15 protein-coding genes are annotated in these 18,834 nt (G+C 34.4%); 5 read left to right on the top strand and 10 right to left on the bottom strand.

Annotated features, from left to right (window positions below; all coding sequences use genetic code 11):
* The first annotated feature begins 243 nt into the window (after positions 1–243).
* The 4 genes from EKL97_RS03505 (at position 244) to EKL97_RS03490 (ending at position 8,607) form a co-directional block, all read left to right on the top strand.
* The gene (locus tag EKL97_RS03505; protein WP_126568128.1) at positions 244–2,241 is read left to right on the top strand and encodes a PAS domain-containing sensor histidine kinase; all 1,998 of its coding nucleotides are present in this window, start codon (positions 244–246) and stop codon (positions 2,239–2,241) included.
* On the top strand, positions 2,228–3,310 hold the full coding sequence (locus EKL97_RS03500) for a response regulator (RefSeq protein ID WP_126554533.1): 1,083 nt from the start codon (positions 2,228–2,230) through the stop codon (positions 3,308–3,310). The genes EKL97_RS03505 and EKL97_RS03500 overlap by 14 nt, the downstream gene beginning before the upstream one ends.
* Before the next feature lie 595 nt (positions 3,311–3,905).
* On the top strand, positions 3,906–7,025 hold the full coding sequence (locus EKL97_RS03495) for a SusC/RagA family TonB-linked outer membrane protein (protein ID WP_126458887.1): 3,120 nt from the start codon (positions 3,906–3,908) through the stop codon (positions 7,023–7,025).
* Between the two features lie 10 nt (positions 7,026–7,035).
* Positions 7,036–8,607 (top strand): SusD/RagB family nutrient-binding outer membrane lipoprotein, encoded by a 1,572-nt coding sequence (locus tag EKL97_RS03490; protein ID WP_126568127.1) that lies wholly within the window; start codon positions 7,036–7,038, stop codon positions 8,605–8,607.
* Positions 8,608–8,942: 335 nt separating this feature from the next.
* On the opposite strand, the gene EKL97_RS03485 is transcribed toward EKL97_RS03490, so the two are convergent.
* Both EKL97_RS03485 and rlmN read right to left on the bottom strand, forming a co-directional pair.
* Positions 8,943–9,920, bottom strand: a complete 978-nt coding sequence (locus tag EKL97_RS03485; protein WP_126458881.1) for a polyprenyl synthetase family protein — start codon at positions 9,918–9,920, stop codon at positions 8,943–8,945.
* Between the two features lie 64 nt (positions 9,921–9,984).
* Positions 9,985–11,028: a 23S rRNA (adenine(2503)-C(2))-methyltransferase RlmN gene (gene rlmN, locus EKL97_RS03480; RefSeq protein WP_126554535.1), complete on the bottom strand. Its 1,044-nt coding sequence runs from the start codon at positions 11,026–11,028 to the stop codon at positions 9,985–9,987.
* A gap of 80 nt (positions 11,029–11,108) precedes the next feature.
* On the opposite strand from rlmN, the gene EKL97_RS03475 reads away from it, so the two are divergent.
* Entirely contained in the window at positions 11,109–11,750 is a 642-nt protein-coding gene (locus EKL97_RS03475) for an O-methyltransferase (protein ID WP_126568125.1), read from the top strand.
* A 128-nt stretch (positions 11,751–11,878) separates the two neighbouring features.
* On the opposite strand, the gene EKL97_RS03470 is transcribed toward EKL97_RS03475, so the two are convergent.
* From EKL97_RS03470 to EKL97_RS03435, 8 genes are all read right to left on the bottom strand, one after another.
* Positions 11,879–12,454, bottom strand: a complete 576-nt coding sequence (locus tag EKL97_RS03470) for a phosphatase PAP2 family protein (protein ID WP_126554537.1) — start codon at positions 12,452–12,454, stop codon at positions 11,879–11,881.
* Positions 12,454–12,855, bottom strand: coding sequence for a twin-arginine translocase TatA/TatE family subunit (locus tag EKL97_RS03465; RefSeq protein WP_126451902.1), 402 nt, complete (start codon positions 12,853–12,855; stop codon positions 12,454–12,456). The genes EKL97_RS03470 and EKL97_RS03465 overlap by 1 nt, the downstream gene beginning before the upstream one ends.
* Before the next feature lie 108 nt (positions 12,856–12,963).
* Entirely contained in the window at positions 12,964–15,207 is a 2,244-nt protein-coding gene (locus EKL97_RS03460) for a M1 family metallopeptidase (RefSeq protein ID WP_126458869.1), read from the bottom strand.
* A 59-nt stretch (positions 15,208–15,266) separates the two neighbouring features.
* Positions 15,267–15,773, bottom strand: a complete 507-nt coding sequence (locus EKL97_RS03455; RefSeq protein ID WP_126458867.1) for a DUF6702 family protein — start codon at positions 15,771–15,773, stop codon at positions 15,267–15,269.
* Positions 15,770–16,525, bottom strand: coding sequence for a hypothetical protein (locus tag EKL97_RS03450; RefSeq protein WP_233588543.1), 756 nt, complete (start codon positions 16,523–16,525; stop codon positions 15,770–15,772). The genes EKL97_RS03455 and EKL97_RS03450 overlap by 4 nt, the downstream gene beginning before the upstream one ends.
* 17 nt (positions 16,526–16,542) lie before the next feature.
* A complete protein-coding gene (locus EKL97_RS03445) occupies positions 16,543–17,325 on the bottom strand; it encodes a hypothetical protein (RefSeq protein WP_126568123.1) in 783 nt (260 codons plus the stop codon).
* Positions 17,312–18,040: a carboxypeptidase-like regulatory domain-containing protein gene (locus tag EKL97_RS03440; RefSeq protein WP_233588542.1), complete on the bottom strand. Its 729-nt coding sequence runs from the start codon at positions 18,038–18,040 to the stop codon at positions 17,312–17,314. The genes EKL97_RS03445 and EKL97_RS03440 overlap by 14 nt, the downstream gene beginning before the upstream one ends.
* Positions 18,030–18,737, bottom strand: coding sequence for a hypothetical protein (locus tag EKL97_RS03435; RefSeq protein WP_126568122.1), 708 nt, complete (start codon positions 18,735–18,737; stop codon positions 18,030–18,032). The genes EKL97_RS03440 and EKL97_RS03435 overlap by 11 nt, the downstream gene beginning before the upstream one ends.
* Between the last annotated feature and the right edge of the window lie 97 nt (positions 18,738–18,834).

The following is an 18,834-nucleotide window of genomic DNA, read 5'->3' as shown; positions in this document are numbered from 1 at the left end:
ATTCATATAAATTAAAATTAAAATATCTTTATTTATGATTAAAGAACTACACCTCGCAAATGAAGCAATTACACCTAAAAAATCTAACAAAAGAGACCGATTGAATTACAATTATTTTTTTATCTGATAAAATAATTTTGCGCATACAACAGAAAGGCGTATGCTTTATTAGAAATAAATTAGTCTTAATAAAATTGATTTATTATATTGAAAAAATCAAATAAATAAAACCGTCCTAGATTGATGAAAAATCTCTTAATAAACATTTCTAAAGTCACTAATACTGTATTAAAAAAACACTCCATAAATGACGCCTTAGACTTATACTTAAGCGACATTGCCAAAGAACAACAAATCGACAGCTATACTATTTATAAGAACAAAACAAAAAACGGCATAATAACCTTTCATTCTGTCAATAAAAGACCAGATAATGAAATTAACAATCCTAATCAAAACGACCATAATTACGATAATTTTTCAGAACTTTATGAAATATTATCAAAAAACAAGTCTTTGCATGGTCTTGTCAGAGACAATAAAAATGTGATTTCTAAAAAATATATGGAAACAAAAGGAATAAAATCCTATTTATTTACCCCTATATTTTCGGAAACTACATTCTGGGGCTGGATCAGCTACACCATATGCAAAGAGGAAAGAAAATGGCAAGAGGAACAAATTAAAACCTTACACACAGTTACTAAAAATATTGGAGACAGGCTTTACAAAGATAAAATTAATATAAAATTAAAAAAAACTTTGGAAAGATTTGATTTTTACATGGCCGGTTCAAATCAAGCAATGTGGGAATGGAATATTAAAACTAAGAAAACAACCTACTCTCATAATTGGGAAGGAATGTTAGGATATACTGAAGAAGAAATCATACAAGATAAAGAATTATGGCAAAAAAGCATTCACTCAGAGGACATGATTCAAATTGCAATCGATTTAGAATATTTTGTTACGCAAAAATTAAATCGGTATGAAGGAACTTCAAGAATGATTCATAAAGACGGACATATAATATGGATAAAATATTCCGGAATACTTAAAAAAAATAAAAAAGGAAAGCCGACAAAAGTCATTGGAACACATACTGATATTAGTGAGATTAAAGAAAAAGAAAACCAATTAGAGTTGTCCGAAGCTAAATTTAGATTCATTGCAGAAAATACAACCGATATAATTTGTCAACAAAAAATGGACGGAAGTTATTACTATATTTCAAATTCTTCAAAAGAAATAATAGGATATACACCTGATGAATTAATAAACAAAAAAATATTTGATTACATCCATCCTGACGATCATACAGACATGTTGAATTATTATAAAGCGTTTCTTAATTGCAGTAAAAACAAAACGGTAACGTATCGTTTTAGAAAAAAAGACAATGCCTATATATGGCTGGAAACCACTTTAAAAACAATATTAAATCATGAAAACATAATCATTGGTATGCAAACTTCCAGCAGAGATGTCAGCGATAGAATTAAAGCCACCGAAGAAATCAAGATAGCATTTGAAAAAGAGAAAGAACTTAACGAAATGAAATCTAGGTTTATTACAATGGCGTCTCATCAATTTAGAACCCCTTTGACGGTTATTTATTCCAGTGCGGAACTCATTGAGCTTAAATTAGATCATTTTGACAAACACACACACCAATCCTTAGAAAAAATAACGTTACGAATAAAAAATGAAGTAGATCGAATGATCGAGTTAATGAACAACATATTAATTTTTGGAAAATACGAATCGGAAAAAATTCAAAAAACAATAAAAGTTCTAGATTTTAATACATTCATTAACTCCTTATTAAATCTTTATTTTAATAATCAACATCACAAACGCAAAATTCAAGTTAAAATAAAAGGTGAAAAACATTTTTTTATTACTGATGAAATCTTAATGACTCACATTCTAACGAATCTAATTAATAATGCCTTTAAATATTCCAAAGGAAAACCAGACCCTTTACTCCTTATAACCTATTTAGAAAAAGAACTAGAAATAGAGGTGATTGATTTTGGAATTGGAATTCCCGAAAATGATATTCAATATGTATTTACATCCTTTTTTAGAGCTTCAAATACAACAGCAATAACTGGTTCCGGATTAGGATTAGCAGTTGTAAAACAATTTACAGATTTTTTAAACGGTAAAATAGAACTAAAAACTCAAGAAAACATTGGAACTCGAATAAAATTAATTTTCCCTTATGAAAAAAAATAATATCCTTTTAGTTGATGATGACCCAAATATTAGAGAGACCATTGCTGAACTTCTAAGGTATGAAAATTACGAGGTAAAAGTTGCCTCTAATGGCCAAAACGCTTTAGATCTACTAGAATACTGGATTCCTGACTTAATTATATGCGATATAATGATGCCCGTAATGGACGGACATGTATTCCATAAAACAATCTCAGAAAACCAATCTTTGAGCCCCATTCCTTTTATTTTTCTGACAGCAAAAAAAGAAAATAATTTGATGAGAAAATGCCTGTTAGAAGGCGTTGATGATTTTTTATCAAAACCATTTAAAATCAAAGAGTTAATAAAAACAATAGATGTAAAAATAGAACGATTTGAAAAAATAAAGAATGCCAATAATAATTTATATATTGGCAAAAAAAATCATTTTGCACATGAAATAAACACCCCTCTTTCCGGGATTTTAGGTTCAATAGAATTGCTCATGGATGCTACAGAAAACTATAAAAAAAATGAAATCGCTACATTTTATGATTCAATAAGGGTCTCTGGAGAACGATTAAACAGAACAATGCAAAACTTAATACTCTATCAAAATCTTAAAAACAATACAATCGAGTTTGATCACCAGTCAAAAACTGAAATAGCGACGACATTTGTAAATACTACAAGCAAAATTTTTGAGATTTATGATAAAAAAAACAATACAATTAATTTCAAAATAGATGAAGCTACTATAAAAATTAGTCAAAGACACTTAAAATTCATCCTATTTGAATTAATTGATAATGCATTGAAATTTTCTAAAAAGGATCCTACAATTATTGTTTCCGGCCAAAAATATAATGAGGAATACTATGAACTGGTTATTAAAGATTTTGGCATAGGGTTTAGTTCTGCTGAATTAAATAAAATTGGTGCTGCGCAACAATTCAAAAGAGAAGAGAGAGAACAACAGGGATTAGGCATGGGCCTTTATCTAAGCAAAACAATTATAAAAAAAATAAATGGTGTTTTCAGTATTGTTTCAAAAGAGAATGAAGGCACTACCATTAAAATATTCCTTCCATTAGACTCTAATTGCTGATACACATAACAAGCATCCTGCAGTTTCTCAACTAATAAAAGACCATTAGTGTCCGCTAAATCTGTTTAAACTACCTAACCTCTTTCGTATTTTTGTTTGATTTAATACTGTATTTTTTTAGGATAAATAAAACAAGACAAAGACATCTTTAGTACTTAAAACTTCGATATTATTAAAAAAAAAGCGCAATAAGTATCGTTACTTGCAATCTCCAAGGCAGTATAAAAATAAAGCCCTAATTATTAATTCATTAGGTATCTTCATACAAATCAGTTTTTCAATCCTAGCAATATAACTGTGCCGAATACCGTTCTTTTTCGAAGCAAAAAAACTAATAATATTTAACTACTCCTTCCATTTCCACATATAATATCTAGATTAAGCATCCGCAAAAAATTATCATAATATTGAGATCAATAGGTGCTTTTTTATGATAAAAAACACAATTATACTTAATTTATTTTGAATAAAAAAATTGAATAATTAATAGTATTTGTTCAATATATTGAATTATCGTTAATATTTAATAGGTTTTAATTAGGAATGTTAAGAATTTATTAAGAATTTTGAAGATCTAATTCAAAAATATTTTAATATGAAATTAATGTTTAATAGCTTTTTGGTGCTGGCAATAGCACTGATTTCGCAAGTTACATTTGCTCAGGAAAGAATGGTTTCCGGGTTGGTTTCCGACGAAAGCGGATTACCAATTCCAGGAGTTAACATTCTGGTTAAAGGAACCACAAACGGAATTCAGACTGATTTTGACGGTAAATTTCAAATCATGGTAGCACCAGAACAAATGCTGGTTTTTTCCTACATTGGAATGATCGGTAAAGAAGTCTTAGCTTCATCAACTAATTTGACAATCAAACTGAAAGATGATGCTGTACAATTAGAAGGCGTTGTAGTAACAGCCCTTGGAATCAAAAGAGAAAAAAAATCACTAGGATATGCAACTCAGGAAGTAGGCGGTGATTTACTATCTCAAGGTGGTCAAAACAATGCAGTATCAGCTCTTTCTGGAAATGTGGCAGGGGTTCAAGTAGTTGCACCATCAACAATGGGAGGCTCTTCACGAATTATCATGAGAGGTATTGGATCCGTAACCGGAGAAAACAAACCTTTGATTGTGATAGATGGTATTCCTTTAGACAATGGTAATTATAACGACTCCAATACCGAAAGAGGAGCCGGAGGTAGGGATTATGGAGACGCTTCTGCGGATATTAATCCAGACGATATCGAATCCGTTACGGTATTAAAAGGAGGTCCTGCTGCCGCACTTTACGGGAATAGAGCCGGTAACGGTGCCATTTTGTACACTACAAAATCAGCTAAAAAAGGAAAAGGTGTAATCGAATTCAACAGTGGAATCACTCTCGAATCGATCAACATCATGCCAAACCTTCAAAACTCTTATGGTGGTGGTAATTCAACTACTTTTGGAACAGCTAACATAAACGGAACCACATACAACGTTCCTGATTATGGAACAGATGAAAGCTGGGGACCTAAATACGATCCCAATTTAAAATACCTTCCCTGGAATGCTTTTGATCCTGAATTTTCTAATGATTTTCTAAAAGAAAGGTCATGGGTTGCACCTGCTAACGATGTTCGTTCTTTTTTTAGAACTGGTGTAACACGCAACAACTCGATCTCTTTCATGAAAGCAACCGAAGATTCTAATATCAGAGTTGCCTATGCGAACCAAAGTACAGACGGAATCGTTCCAAATAGCAGACTGTCCAAAAACACCTTCTCTTTTAATGCGAGTACTAAAATATCGGATAAATTAAAAGTAGAAGCTATGGCTACCTATACTTTGACCAAAGGTTTTAACAGACCCGAACAAGGATATGGAGACAATAGTTTAGGACAAAAATTCTTTCAATGGGGACAAAGACAATTGGACTACAATGAATTAAAGGATTACAAACTGGCCAATGGCGACCAAAGAACTTGGAATAGAAAAGGTTTTGACGATGCTACACCTAATTATTCTGACAACGCCTATTGGACCATCAATGAAAATACATCCGAAGACAAAAGAAACCGTCTTTTTGGAAACGCTAAATTGACATATAACATCACTGATGAATTATATGTAGTAGGAAATGTGTATGCTGACACTTATACTTTTAGAGTAAGTGAAAGAGTCGCTATAGGCTCACAGGCTCAATCGAGTTATACGGATCAAACCAGAACTTTAAGTGATTTCAATTATGAAGGAAGAGTCCATTTTGACAAAAAAATAGGAAAATTTAGTGTTAATTCGTTTTTAGGTGCAAACAGAAGAAATTATTCCTTCAACTCCATTCGCGGAGAGTCTGTAGGAGGATTAGTATTGCCAGGATTGTATAACTTATCCAACAGTTCTGAACAAGCTCTAGCTACTAATGAGCAACAATTCATGACCACTAATAGTCTTTATGGTTTTGCTTCGGTGGGATATGACAACATGTTATTTCTTGAAGTTACGGATAGAAATGACTGGTTTAGTACCACTAGCAAATCCGTAAACTACGCCTCGGTAACGGGTAGTTTTATTTTTTCTGAACTGACTGATATTGATTGGTTGGATTTTGGTAAACTAAGAGCAGGTTGGGCACAAGCCGGAAACAGCACATCACCTTACCGTCTTCAAAATTATATTGACGTTTATTCTCCTTTTCAAGGTGATCCACGATATAGTACGGCTTTAAGCTCTAATAACGCTGATCTTGTACCTGAATTGAAAACTACTAAAGAAATTGGTCTGGAATTCAGTTTATTCAAAAAAAGAGTAAATTTAGACGTATCCTATTATGACGTAATTACAACTGATTTAATTACACCGATACAATTAGAAACGAGCACAGGATTTAGCTCTAAACTGATTAACGCAGGTAAATTACAAAACAGAGGTATCGAAACTACCTTGAACATTAACCCGATACGAACTGAAGATTTCAACTGGGACATCACTTGGAACTTTGCTAAAAATGACAACAAATTAGTCGAATTATTCGAAGATGTAACGAGTTTACAATTAGCACAAGGGCCTTTTAGAGCACGTTTATTAGCTGTTGTAGGTCAAAAATACGGTCAACTCTACGGAACTGACTTTGTATATGACAACAATGGGAACAAGCTAGTGGGAGCAGATGGAAATTACGTAGCCTCTGAACAAAAATCACTCGGATCTATTATACCGGATTACAACATGGGAATAAGAAATGCTTTCCGGTATAAAAACTTTAGCTTGAGTGCTTTAATTGACATTCAAAAAGGTGGTAGTTATTTCTCTACTACTCACATGTGGGGAACTTATTCTGGAATGCTTGAAAATTCTGCAGCAAACGGAATAAGAGAAAATGGAATTGTTGTAGATGGTGTTTTGGCTGACGGAACACAAAATACACAAAATATTCCTGCAAGAACATGGGCACAAGCACATTACAACACTGTAGATGCTCAAAATGTTTTTGATGCTGATTACATCAAATTAAGAGAAGTATCTTTTGGATACAACTTGCCAATCAAAAAAGAAAGTCCTTTTAGCAGTATTAAACTATCTGTTTATGGAAGAAACTTATTTGCTTGGGGATTGGCCTGGAAAGGAATGGATCCAGAAATGGCTTCATACGGAAGTGGCAATACACAAGGTATCGAAGGAGGTTCATTGCCTTCTACCAGAACCTACGGAATGAACCTGGAATTTAAATTCTAATAAAAAAATCATGAAAAAAAGAATCATATCTGCCTTAGCATTTATTGCTATACTTGTAACCACAAGCTGCACCGCTGATTTAGAAGAAATCAACAATGACCCAAACAGACCGGTATCCGTACCTAGCTATGGAGTATTCAACTTTGCCAATAAAGCCATTATGGACGGAACCAGAGGCCCATTCTCTTCTGCTAGAATGACTTTACCATGGGTTCAATATTCGGCACAGACAAATTACACAGAAGAGGATCGCTTCCAATTCAGACAGGAAACCAATACTGCTTTATACAACTCCTATTATTTAGCTGCCAATAATTATAAGTTAGTCATAGATTTGAATGTAGATCCTGCAACAAGAGCTGAAATGTCATCTTATGGAAATAATGACAATCAAATAGCTGCGGCAAGAATAATGCTGGCGTATACTTTTTCTCAATTAGTAGACACCTATGGTGATGTCCCTTATTACTCTTACGGAAATAGTGATGCCGATTTTCAAGCTTTACAATTAGAAAAAGGCATTCTGAAACCCAAATATGCCAGTCAGCAAAAAATATATGCTGATATTCTAAAAGAATTACAGGAAGCCTCTGAAATGATTGTAGCTACTGAAGTAGTTTTTACCCGAGGGGATCAACTTTTTCAGGGAAATGCTCAAAAACTAAAAAGATTCTCTAACTCCCTGCGCTTACGAATAGCAAACAGAGTAAAAGGAGTTGTTTCTGGTGCCGAAGGTCACATTACTGATGCAATCGCTTCGGGCGTTATGCTTTCAAATTCAGATAATGTTGGCTTGACTTATCAAAATGATGCCATCAATCCTAGCCCACTCTATATTGCTTTTTTTATAAACAACAGAGATGATTTTACGATTTCTAATACTTTTGTAGACTTATTAAAAGGAACTTTAGGAAACAATGGTGCGGATCCAAGGTTGCAAAAATATGCAGCTCCAATAACTGCATCCTTAGAAGATGTGGGTAACAACTTGTATACAGAAACTGATGATTTAGCCCAATATATCGGAATGCCATATGGAATTCCTAGTGCATCAGCACCATCACAGTTACCTAATACATCGCGATTTAGTTCTAATATTCTTAAAACTAATTATACTGAATACTTTATGGAATATGCGGAAGTTGAATTTTTATTAGCCGAAAATAACAATTGGAACAATACAAATTACACCAATGGCGTAAGAGCTTCCATGGAACGTTGGGGAGTCACAGCAGCTAAAATTAGTACCTACTTAACGAACCTGGCACCACCATCAAAAGAAAATGTGTTGACTCAAAAATACATAGCGCTTTACATGCAGCCTACAGAGGCCTGGTCAGAACACAGACGAACTGGATTCCCTAATACAATCTTGAAACCAGGCGGTACTTATGCCTTGAATAATCCTTTTGAAGGTGCAACAACCTATACCTTTAAAGCTTTAAACAATTTGACAGAAATGCCAAGTCGCCTTAATTATCCCGTGAACTCCCCTCAGTTAAACGGCGAAAATTATCAACAAGCATCCTCTAATATAGGTGGTGATTTACTAACCACTAAATTGATTTGGGACAAAAATTAATTCTCATTTAATTTTTTTTAAATAAAAAAATAATTTTTAAACAGTAGTAAACAAATGTTTGCTACTGTTTTTTTTAAGTTCCTTTGACACAGATTAAGCTTTCTATTTGAATTACGCTCCGTACTATCAAATTCGGCTCATGCCGTGCTTATGTCCTCCAATCCACTGCGTAAGTTATAAAAAAAAGACAAAGTAAGACTGTCATTTAAAAACTAAACCCTTTGCAAGTTTGAAACGCAGCAAGAGTTCTTAAAAAGAAAAACACTGCCAAAATTTTAGGTTTAAAAAAATTAATAAAATGGATAGTTAACGAGAGAAAATAATTTTAAAAAAAGTTATTTTTTTCTTTCAATGACATAATTTACCATTAAAATAAGTGCCTCTTTAAATTCAGAATTGGGATAGTTATCCAAAATCAAAAGGGCTTCTTGCTGAAATTCGACCATTTTTTGTTCCGCATAAAGCAATCCGTTATTGTTTTTCACAAAAGCAATCACTTCTTTGACGCGTTTTTTATCTTTATTATGGTTTTTTATGGAGTTGATCAACCACGTTTTTTCTTTTGAAGTACACGTATTCAGAACATGAATAAGTGGCAATGTCATCTTTTGTTCTTTGATGTCAATTCCGGTTGGTTTACCAATAGCTTCCTCCGTATAATCAAATAAATCATCTTTTATTTGAAAAGCCATGCCTATGAGTTCTCCAAACTTGCGCATGTTTTCAACCTGAACTTCCTCTTCAATTACTGATCTTGCTCCCAGAGCACAACAGGCAGCAATAAGTGTAGCTGTCTTTTTCCGAATGATTTCATAATAGATATCTTCTGTAATGTCAAGTCTTCGGGCTTTTTCAATTTGGAGTAATTCCCCTTCACTCATTTCACGTACTGCTACGGAAATAATTCGGAGTAAATCGAAATCACCATTGTCTATAGAAAGCAACAATCCTTTGGACAACAAATAATCACCAACAAGTACGGCAATTTTATTTTTCCAAAGCGCATTTAGCGAGAAAAAACCTCTTCTGCGGTTGCTGTCATCTACTACATCATCATGAACTAATGTAGCGGTATGAATAAGTTCAATAACACAAGCGCCGCGATATGTACGCTCGTTTACAACTCCTGCCGAAACCATTTTGGCCGTCAAAAAAACAAACATGGGACGCATTTGTTTTCCTTTTCTATTGACAATATAATACGTGATTCTATTCAACAAAGCCACTTGAGACGTCATCGATTCGTAGAACTTTTTTTCAAAAAGTTCCATTTCATCAAAAATGGGCTGTTTAATTTTAGAGGTCACATTCATTAGAATTCAAAGGTACATTATTAACCTGCCATTATTTTGATATTTCCATAAAAACCGAATCCTTTTACGCTTCCTTGTTTGCTAATTGTCCGCAGGCAGCATCTATATCTTTACCGCGACTTCTTCGCACTTTTACAACAATTCCGGCAGCCTCAAGCGCTTTTATGTACGCCTCTATTGATTCATCAGAGGCTTGTTGAAACTCCCCATCATCAATGGGATTATATTCAATAAGATTCACTTTGCAAGGAACATATTTACAAAACTTTACTAAGGCCTCTATCGAAGCTTTATTGTCATTTATATCTTTCCAAACAACATATTCGTAGGAAATTTTGCTTTTTGTTTTTCGGTACCAATACTCTAATGATTCCCGCAACTCTGCCAATGGAAAGTTTGCGCTAAACGGCATGATTCTGGAACGAATTTCATCGATTGCTGAATGTAGCGAAACGGCCAACTTAAACTTCACCTCATCATCCGCTAATTTCTTAATCATTTTAGGCACTCCTGAAGTAGAAACCATAATGCGTTTAGGCGACATTCCTAACCCTTCTGGAGAAACAATCATTTCAATAGCTTTCAAGACATTGTTATAGTTCATAAGAGGTTCTCCCATTCCCATGAAAACGATATTTGATAACGGATGATTGTAATACAAACGGCTTTCTTTATCAATGGCTATTACCTGATCATAAATTTCCGCTGGCTCCAGATTTCGCATTCTTTTTAATCGCGCTGTAGCGCAAAAATTACAATCCAAACTACACCCCACCTGACTGGAAACACAAGCTGTAGTCCTGGTATTAGTAGGAATCAAGACTGATTCCACCACCAACCCATCATGCAAACGTACAGCATTTTTTACCGTTCCGTCTTCACTGCGTTGCATTGTATCTACTTTGATATGGTTGATCACGAAGTGTGTTTCAAGCATAGCACGCGTTTCTTTAGACACATTAGTCATATCCTCAAAACTATGCGCACCTTTGCTCCACAACCATTCGTAGACCTGATTTCCGCGAAAGGCTTTGTCTCCGTTAGTGATAAAAAATTCGCGTAATTGTTCTTTGGATACCGCTCGTATGTCTTTTTTCTCGATTTGCATGGTGCAAAGTTAATAACAATTTGTTGATTTGTTGATTTGATAATTTGATAACTTTGTCACAAATTGAAAAAACTCAACTAATGCATTTCATTTCCCAAGAATTAGAAGATTATATCGAGCAACATTCCGAAAAAGAGCCTGCTTTATTAGCGGCACTAAATAAAGAAACCTACCAGAAAATTTTATTGCCACGCATGTTAAGTGGTCATTTTCAAGGTCGGGTTTTGAGTATGCTATCAAAATTGATTCGACCTATGAACATTCTGGAAATTGGGACTTATACCGGGTATTCCGCTTTATGTTTGTGCGAAGGCATGCGGAAAAATGGTCAATTGCATACGATTGACATCAAAGAAGAATTAGTTGATTTCCAGCGCAAACATTTTGACAAGTCATCTTGGGGAAAGCAAATTGTACAACATTTAGGTGAAGCAACAGCCATAATCCCAACTTTAGAACTGCAATTTGATTTGGTCTTCATCGATGCTGATAAAGAAAATTATCTGAATTATTTTGAAATGATTGTTCCTAAAATGAATAAAGGCGGCGTTATCCTATCCGATAATGTTTTGTGGAGCGGAAAAGTTCTGGAACCCTTACAAACCAATGATGTGAGTACAAAAGTATTACAAGCCTACAATCAATTATTAAAAAATGACCCCCGTATAGAAACTGTTTTATTGCCTATTCGTGATGGATTGACAGTGAGCAGAGTGCTTTAGTTAGCAATCTTTTTTTGAAACCAAATACCTTAGCCCCGGCAGGAACGACATCTCCCGATGTAGAAAAACAAGATCTTTAATCGTAGTTTTATATCGGAAATACAGTCTAGAGCAGGAAACGACTCCTGCTACTTGATAGGATTAACTGGGAAATATTTTTTCTGTGCTATTGTATATCCTTTAAACATAAGTGTTCCAAAAATAACGCCACATAAATAGCCGGATAAAATATCCAATGGATAATGCAATCCTAAATAGATTCTACTGTAGGCAAAAACTAAAGGCCATAAGAACAGAAAGGCCATATATTTAGTCGTTTTTTTGAGAACAAAGTATAAAAAAACGCAAACAGCCATTGTGTTTGAGGAGTGACCCGAGAAAAAACTAAAGGAATTGCGGACTTGCACAATACGAATAAAGGAATTGATTTCCGGATTATTACAGGGACGCAATCGTTGAAATCCGTTCTTGAATAAGTTCGTTGTCTGATCTGTAATTGTCACTAAAAGAGCTGCAAACAACAATACATATAAGGTTTGCTGTAGGCCTAATTTTTTATAAATGAAATACAACAAAAGCAAAAAAAGCGGAATCCAATTGAATTGACTGGTGATAAACAGCCAAAACCCATCATAAGTGGTCGAACCTAAACCATTCAAATAAACAAATAACTGGGTATCAAGGGATACTATTTTTTCTATCATTATACCTGACGTTTTATGGGACCTGCGGCATCTTCAATAATTTCTTTTGTTGTGTTGATCTGCGAAGTTGTTTCTTCCCGTAAACTCTCAGTAGTTTTATTAATTTCGGTCGATACGCCTTCTGTAATGTTTTTAAATTGCGAGGTATCCCCCATCAAATTGTCCTTTGCCTTATTGATTTCAGTCGTAATATTACCTCGAAAATCGCTCAAAGATTTGGTGTCAAACCCATTCGCCTCTGCTCCTTTTTGAATTTCGCTTTTTATATCGTTAGTTGCATTTTTCAATTGCGCCATTGCTTTACCCATCGTACGTGCCATTTCAGGTACTTTATCTGACCCAAAAAGCATGAGCACTATAAACATAATAAATATTAATTCTCCTCCGCCTATGCCAAACATATTTTTTGTTTTAGTTGCTACAAAGATACCTAATTTTGAAACTTTGCGTTTTAATTTTTTCATAAAAAAAGACTCTTTTTAGAGTCTTTTTTTAGCAGTACCGTTTATTTAATCAAATTTAGACTTCACTTCTTCTTTTGGCCACGTGTTATTGGTTACATCAATATCAGCTGTTTCTAATTTTGGATCTATCTGGATTTTTTTGATTGCTTTTTCAGTTGCATACACTTTCTTAGCCGTATCATTGTTTTTTCTCCAGATTTGCGCAGGATATTTGAAGGTTTCTTTTGTATCATCTTCATAGGTTAGCTCAACAATGATTGGCATTAACATACCGCCTGGCTTGTTGAAATCTACTTCATAGAAATACTTTGGCGATTTAAGTTTAGCTTTTTCATCTGCAGTAAAATTTTGATTTACATACTCCGAAAGTAAATTTACATCTGCAATTGCCAATGCTTTTTTATCTTTAGCGGACAATTCTTCACTTGTTTCTGGGACTAAATAAAGGAAGGGTCCTTTTTCTTGTCCAAAACGACCTCTTCGTACTGTGGCGTCTTTTAAATCTTTCGTGGGAGTCAGTGAAACATAATATTGTTTAACTTCCTTGATACCTATATCTACAAAATCCGTGGAGTAGAACCAACCTCTGAAAAACCAATCTAAATCTACTGCAGAAGCGTCTTCCATAGTTCTAAAAAAATCTTCTGGTGTTGGGTGCTTGAATTTCCATCGGTTTGCATATACTTTAAAAGCATGATCAAACAACTCTCTTCCCATGATAGTTTCTCTAAGGATATTTAAGCCTGTTGCTGGCTTTCCGTAGGCGTTTGCCCCAAATTGAACTATTGTCTCCGAATTAGACATAATAGGCTCCAAGAATTTTTGATCCCCGCTCATGTACGGAACGATCTTACTTGCTGGACCACGACTGGAAGGAAAATTAGTTCCCATTTCTTGCTCTGCCATATACTGCATAAAGGTATTCAATCCTTCATCCATCCAGGACCACTGACGTTCATCAGAATTTACAATCATAGGAAAGAAATTGTGTCCTACTTCATGAATTGTTACACCTATCATTCCATTTTTTATGCGATCACTAGTAACACCTTTTTCATCTGGACGTCCGTAATTCCAACAAATCATTGGATACTCCATTCCTTGATCTTCAGCAGATACTGAAACTGCTTTAGGATAAGGATAGTCAAAAGTATGCGCTGAATAACTCTTCAGCGTGTGTGCTACGGTTCTTGTTGCCGTTTCTCCCCAAAGTGGATTGGATTCTTTTGGATAAACTGAAATTGCCATTACCGTTTTATCATTCAATTTAACGGCCATTGCATCGTATATAAACTTTCTAGAAGTAGCAATACCAAAATCTCTCACGTTTTTAGCGCTAAATTTCCATGTTTTTTTCTTATCTGAAAATCCTTTTTCGCTAGCTTCCGCCTCTGCTTGCGTAACAACAACTACAGGTTTGTCGTACGTTTTTTGTGCTAACTCATATCTTTTTAGTTGCGCCGCCGTAAACACTTCACTCCTATTCATAAGATCACCCGTAGCTTCCATAATATGATCTGCAGGTACCGTGATGTTCACATCAAAATCACCAAAAGGCAACGTAAACTCTCCCGTTCCCCAAAATTGCATATTTTGCCATCCTTCAACATCATTGTATACTGCCATTCTAGGATAAAACTGCGCAATTACATATAATTTATTTCCTGATTTTTCAAATAATTCATACCCTGATCGGCCGCCTTCAGCTCTGTAATTATTGATATTATACCACCAATTGATTGCAAAAGAGAATTTCTCTCCTGGTTTCATAGGTGTCTCTAAATTAATACGCATCATGGTTTGGTTGATCGTAAAAGATAACGGATTTCCTTTCGCGTCTTTTACAAAGTCAATATTAAAACCACGCTCTAATTCTTGTTTTAAAAACTTATTTGTGAAGTTTCCCGCCGGAAAAACCTGTTCCATTCTTTGGCTTTCTGCTAAAGGGGTTTGCGAATTTTTAGCGGATTGATTTTGGTCTAGTTGTACCCACAAATATTCTAAGGTATCAGGTGAATTATTATAATACGTAATAGTTTCAGAGCCTGTTAGCTTAGAATTTTTGTCGTCTAAATCAATATTGATTTTATAATCAGCTTGTTGCTGGTAATAAGCAGGACCCGGAGCTCCTGAAGCCGTACGAAATAGGTTAGGCGTAGCTAACAAATCATACATTTGACTAAACTTATTGGTATCGTACTTTCCGGTTTGTTTTGGCGATACCGTAGTCGATTTTTCTTGCGCAACTAACAACGCAGGAAGAAATAAAAATAAAAATATTTTTTTCATAGTAAATTTATGGTTCTTTAATTGTGTGAAATTAGCATTTTAAATAGCCGTTTCAAAATTTATTCATACTTTAAAACTCCAGTTGATACAGAATCTGTAAACAGCATCGTGTTTTTAATCCCAAAAACCTTAAAATGCATGATGTTTTGCTGCTCGTTATTTCCTTCAATAAGGACTGTATTATACACTTCGAGAGTCGTTATTTTTGGAATATCTTTTATGCTCAAATAACAAATAAGCACATCGCCTTCCATTTCTTTACTCAAAAGATACATCGTGGTGGGATGTCCATTTATTTTTATGGAAAACTTTTCGGTGAAATACTTTTTCAATAAAACCAAATCCGCAGCGGTTTCTTTCTCAGAACCCAAGTTGATTTTTTTACTGTACTTTTTTCCGATAGCACTATTCAAATCATCTACAAAAATACGCGAGGTGATTTGGAGCATTTTCTTTTCGGGAGCGTAATTCACCTGATACAATGCCACGTAAAACTTGTGCATACTGAACGAAGTTAACGTCAAAAATAGCAGTCCAAAAAAGGAAATTAAAATTATTTTTTTCATTTTTCAAAAGTAGTAATTCTTTTAAACTCTTCGTTCTTGGTAATTAAGAAATCAATCAGTAAAAATTCATCTTCTTGTTTCAAAAGGGTTTTTGCTTTTGGATCACCCTCACAATAATCCAGAAAAAGACCTATCTCATCCTTTTTCAACCTCAATGTATTGGTAAAAAAATAAGCATCCATTCCTTTCGAGACTACATCCGAAAAATCTACATTTGGATTTAAACCTGCTTTATCTTCGGAATCTTTCTTAAATAATTTCGAAACCATTTTGAACACTCTGACAAAATCCATTCCGTTTTCTATAGTTCCGTCTGACGGCATTGTTCTATTAATAGGAGATGATTTTTCGTCATCTACAAATTGCATATCTACAATGCGCTGCGAACCTCCTACTATGGGTTTAATTTCGGCTTTTCGTTTCACAATAACTTCATTGAGCAGCGTAGTTTGCGTCTCTAAATTAATTACAAACAACGATTTTTCAAAATCTTTTTCCGCAACAACTATCTTTTTAGACTTGAATAAACTACTTGAAACAAGCAACGTATCTTTCGCTTTCGCCAAAATATCAAAAAAGCCCTGATTACTTATAAAAGTTCTGGTTTTTGAATTTAAATTAAAAACATACCCGTGATCCACTAAAGCAGATTCGTTAATAAACTGACCATGTAAAGACTTCCTGCTTTCATTTTGACCAAAAGAAAATTGGCAAAAGAAAATTAAACAAATGATTTTTATTCTTGTTTTCATTGTAATTTTTTTTAGTATTATTTTTTTAAAGACTGTTGTCTATTTTCTTTGGCAAGTATAGCTTTATATTCTTCGGCCAAAGCTACCATAAAAAAAATAGTCTTTTGTTTGTTTTTGGAGGCTAAAACTTCCAAAAAAATTTCATTTTCTACTATAAAATATTTAAAACCAGTAACGTAATCACTTGTAATCCCCAATTGAACCGTAAAATATTCTGGATTGTACAATTCAGAAATTAATTTGATATCGTTTTCTTTTTTCTCCAAAACAACTAATTTCTTAAGCAGTTTCGTTCTCCCATTGATCTTGTTTAGCAGCGGATCCAGTGGCATCGACCCACCTAAAAGATTCAATAATTGTATCGGTTTGAAATCACCTGCGGTTCTTAACCTTCGTGCTGCCGGACTATATCTCATCGGATCTTTAGTTACAATACCCAATGACAGCGCATTAAATTGATTTTTATTGACAATTACCTCTTTCAGTTCTGTAGTTGTAGGCTGCATCTCGATTGACAGCATTCCAAGTTCAAAATCATTAAAACTAATTGTTTTCCTATACGTTTTAAGATTTACCGCAGTGAAGACCAATACATCATTGGTTTTTGCCACAATAAAAAATGCTCCGGAACTATTTGTTTGCGTTGTTATTCCCCCTGATAAATTTAAGATATTTATCCCACTTACTAAAACCGAATCTACTCTTGTTTTCCCATGAAGCACTCTTTCATCGCTCGTCTGTCCAAAAGCAAGCTGACTGCCCAAAAAGAAAACTACCCATAAAATGCTATTGATTTTCATCGATTATAATTTGATTATAATTTGCAGCAAGGCTTACAATTAAATACATAACCAATGTTTTATTTTTAGCACGCAACGCATTTGCAAAAGCTATATTATCCACACAATAATATTGAAATCCTTTGATATAATCCGAGGGTATTTTTAATGTTTGCGTATAGTACTTATCCTCAAAAAGCCCATCAATTCTCGCTAACAACTGTTCTTTCTTCTCAATTATAATTTCTTTTTTCAACATGGCTTTTCGTCCAGAAATAGTATTGAGCAATCCATCAATTCCTCCACCGGAAGTTGCGGTGTATAATTTCCTCTCAGCAGGCGTATATTTTTTTTGACCGTAGAGAATAATCCCTAAACTCTCTGCTGAAATAGAAGATTCACCGACTACAACCTCATTCAGAACAATGCTTTTTGGGATCATTATCACTGAAAAAACCGTTTCTAATACATCTTGTTTATTAATTTTTCGGCGTAATGTTTCCAGATTAACGGCAGTAAAGACTAAAACGTCGCCTTCTTTTGCAGGTATAACAAAAAAGCCATTACCCTGTGACACGGTTGCTTTTCCTGTTGATATATTTACAATATTAATGCGGTCAACAGCAACAGAATCCGAAGTGATTTTTCCTCGAATTTCCTTTACCATTTCTACCTGTCCAAAAGTGGCTTGAACTACGAGAAAGAATAACAACTGTAAGGTATTTTTAATTTTCACTGGCAATTATTTCTTTATATTTTATTGCTAATTCCCCCATCAAAAAAGTGGTCATCGTCACATTTTTAGATTTCAGAACAGCCACAAATCGTTCGTTTTCAAGGCTGTAATATTCAAATCCTTTGACATACTCAACCGGTATTTTTAACTTACTCACAAAATAGTCAACGGCAAACAGGTTCTCTAATTGCCTCAAATAGGATTCTTTCTGCTCCACTTCAAGTTCTTTTTTCAGCATTTTTGTTCTTCCTGAAATCCAGTTCAATAACGGATCTGCTGACACGGACCCTCCCATCATGCTACCCACATTAGCACTGGCATTAAGATTGCTGGCAGTATATAGTTTGCGTTCTGCAGGGGTGTAAATTTTTTGCTCTCTAGGAATTATCCCCATTGATACTGCATTGATCCCATTTCGAACAATAACTTCCCGCAATTGATTCGCAATAGGTGTCATTTTTTCAAAAAGAATCCCTTGATCAAAATGGACTTGGGTCAAAAGTATTTTGGTATCTTTGAACTGCACTGCTGAAAACAACAACGTATCACCAACGGCAGCCATAATAGAAAAGTTACCATCCTGACCCGTAATAGAAGTCTTCTCTGTTTTTTTATTTATGACATAAACCCCTTCCGGAACAGAAACATCAGCTGTCACTTTTCCGTTCAGTTGTATTCGGCTTCCTTCTTGTGACATCGCCGCTGTTGTTGCAAAAGCCAAAACAAATACATAATTCTAATCATCGTTCTTGAAGTCCTTATTGACTTATCGTAAAAGTATCTTAATGCACTCC

This window comes from Flavobacterium sp. LS1P28 (assembly GCF_003970335.1).
Classification (GTDB): domain Bacteria; phylum Bacteroidota; class Bacteroidia; order Flavobacteriales; family Flavobacteriaceae; genus Flavobacterium.
The sequence above is the reverse complement of the archived record's forward strand: the minus strand, read 5'-3'. Positions and strand labels throughout refer to the sequence as shown.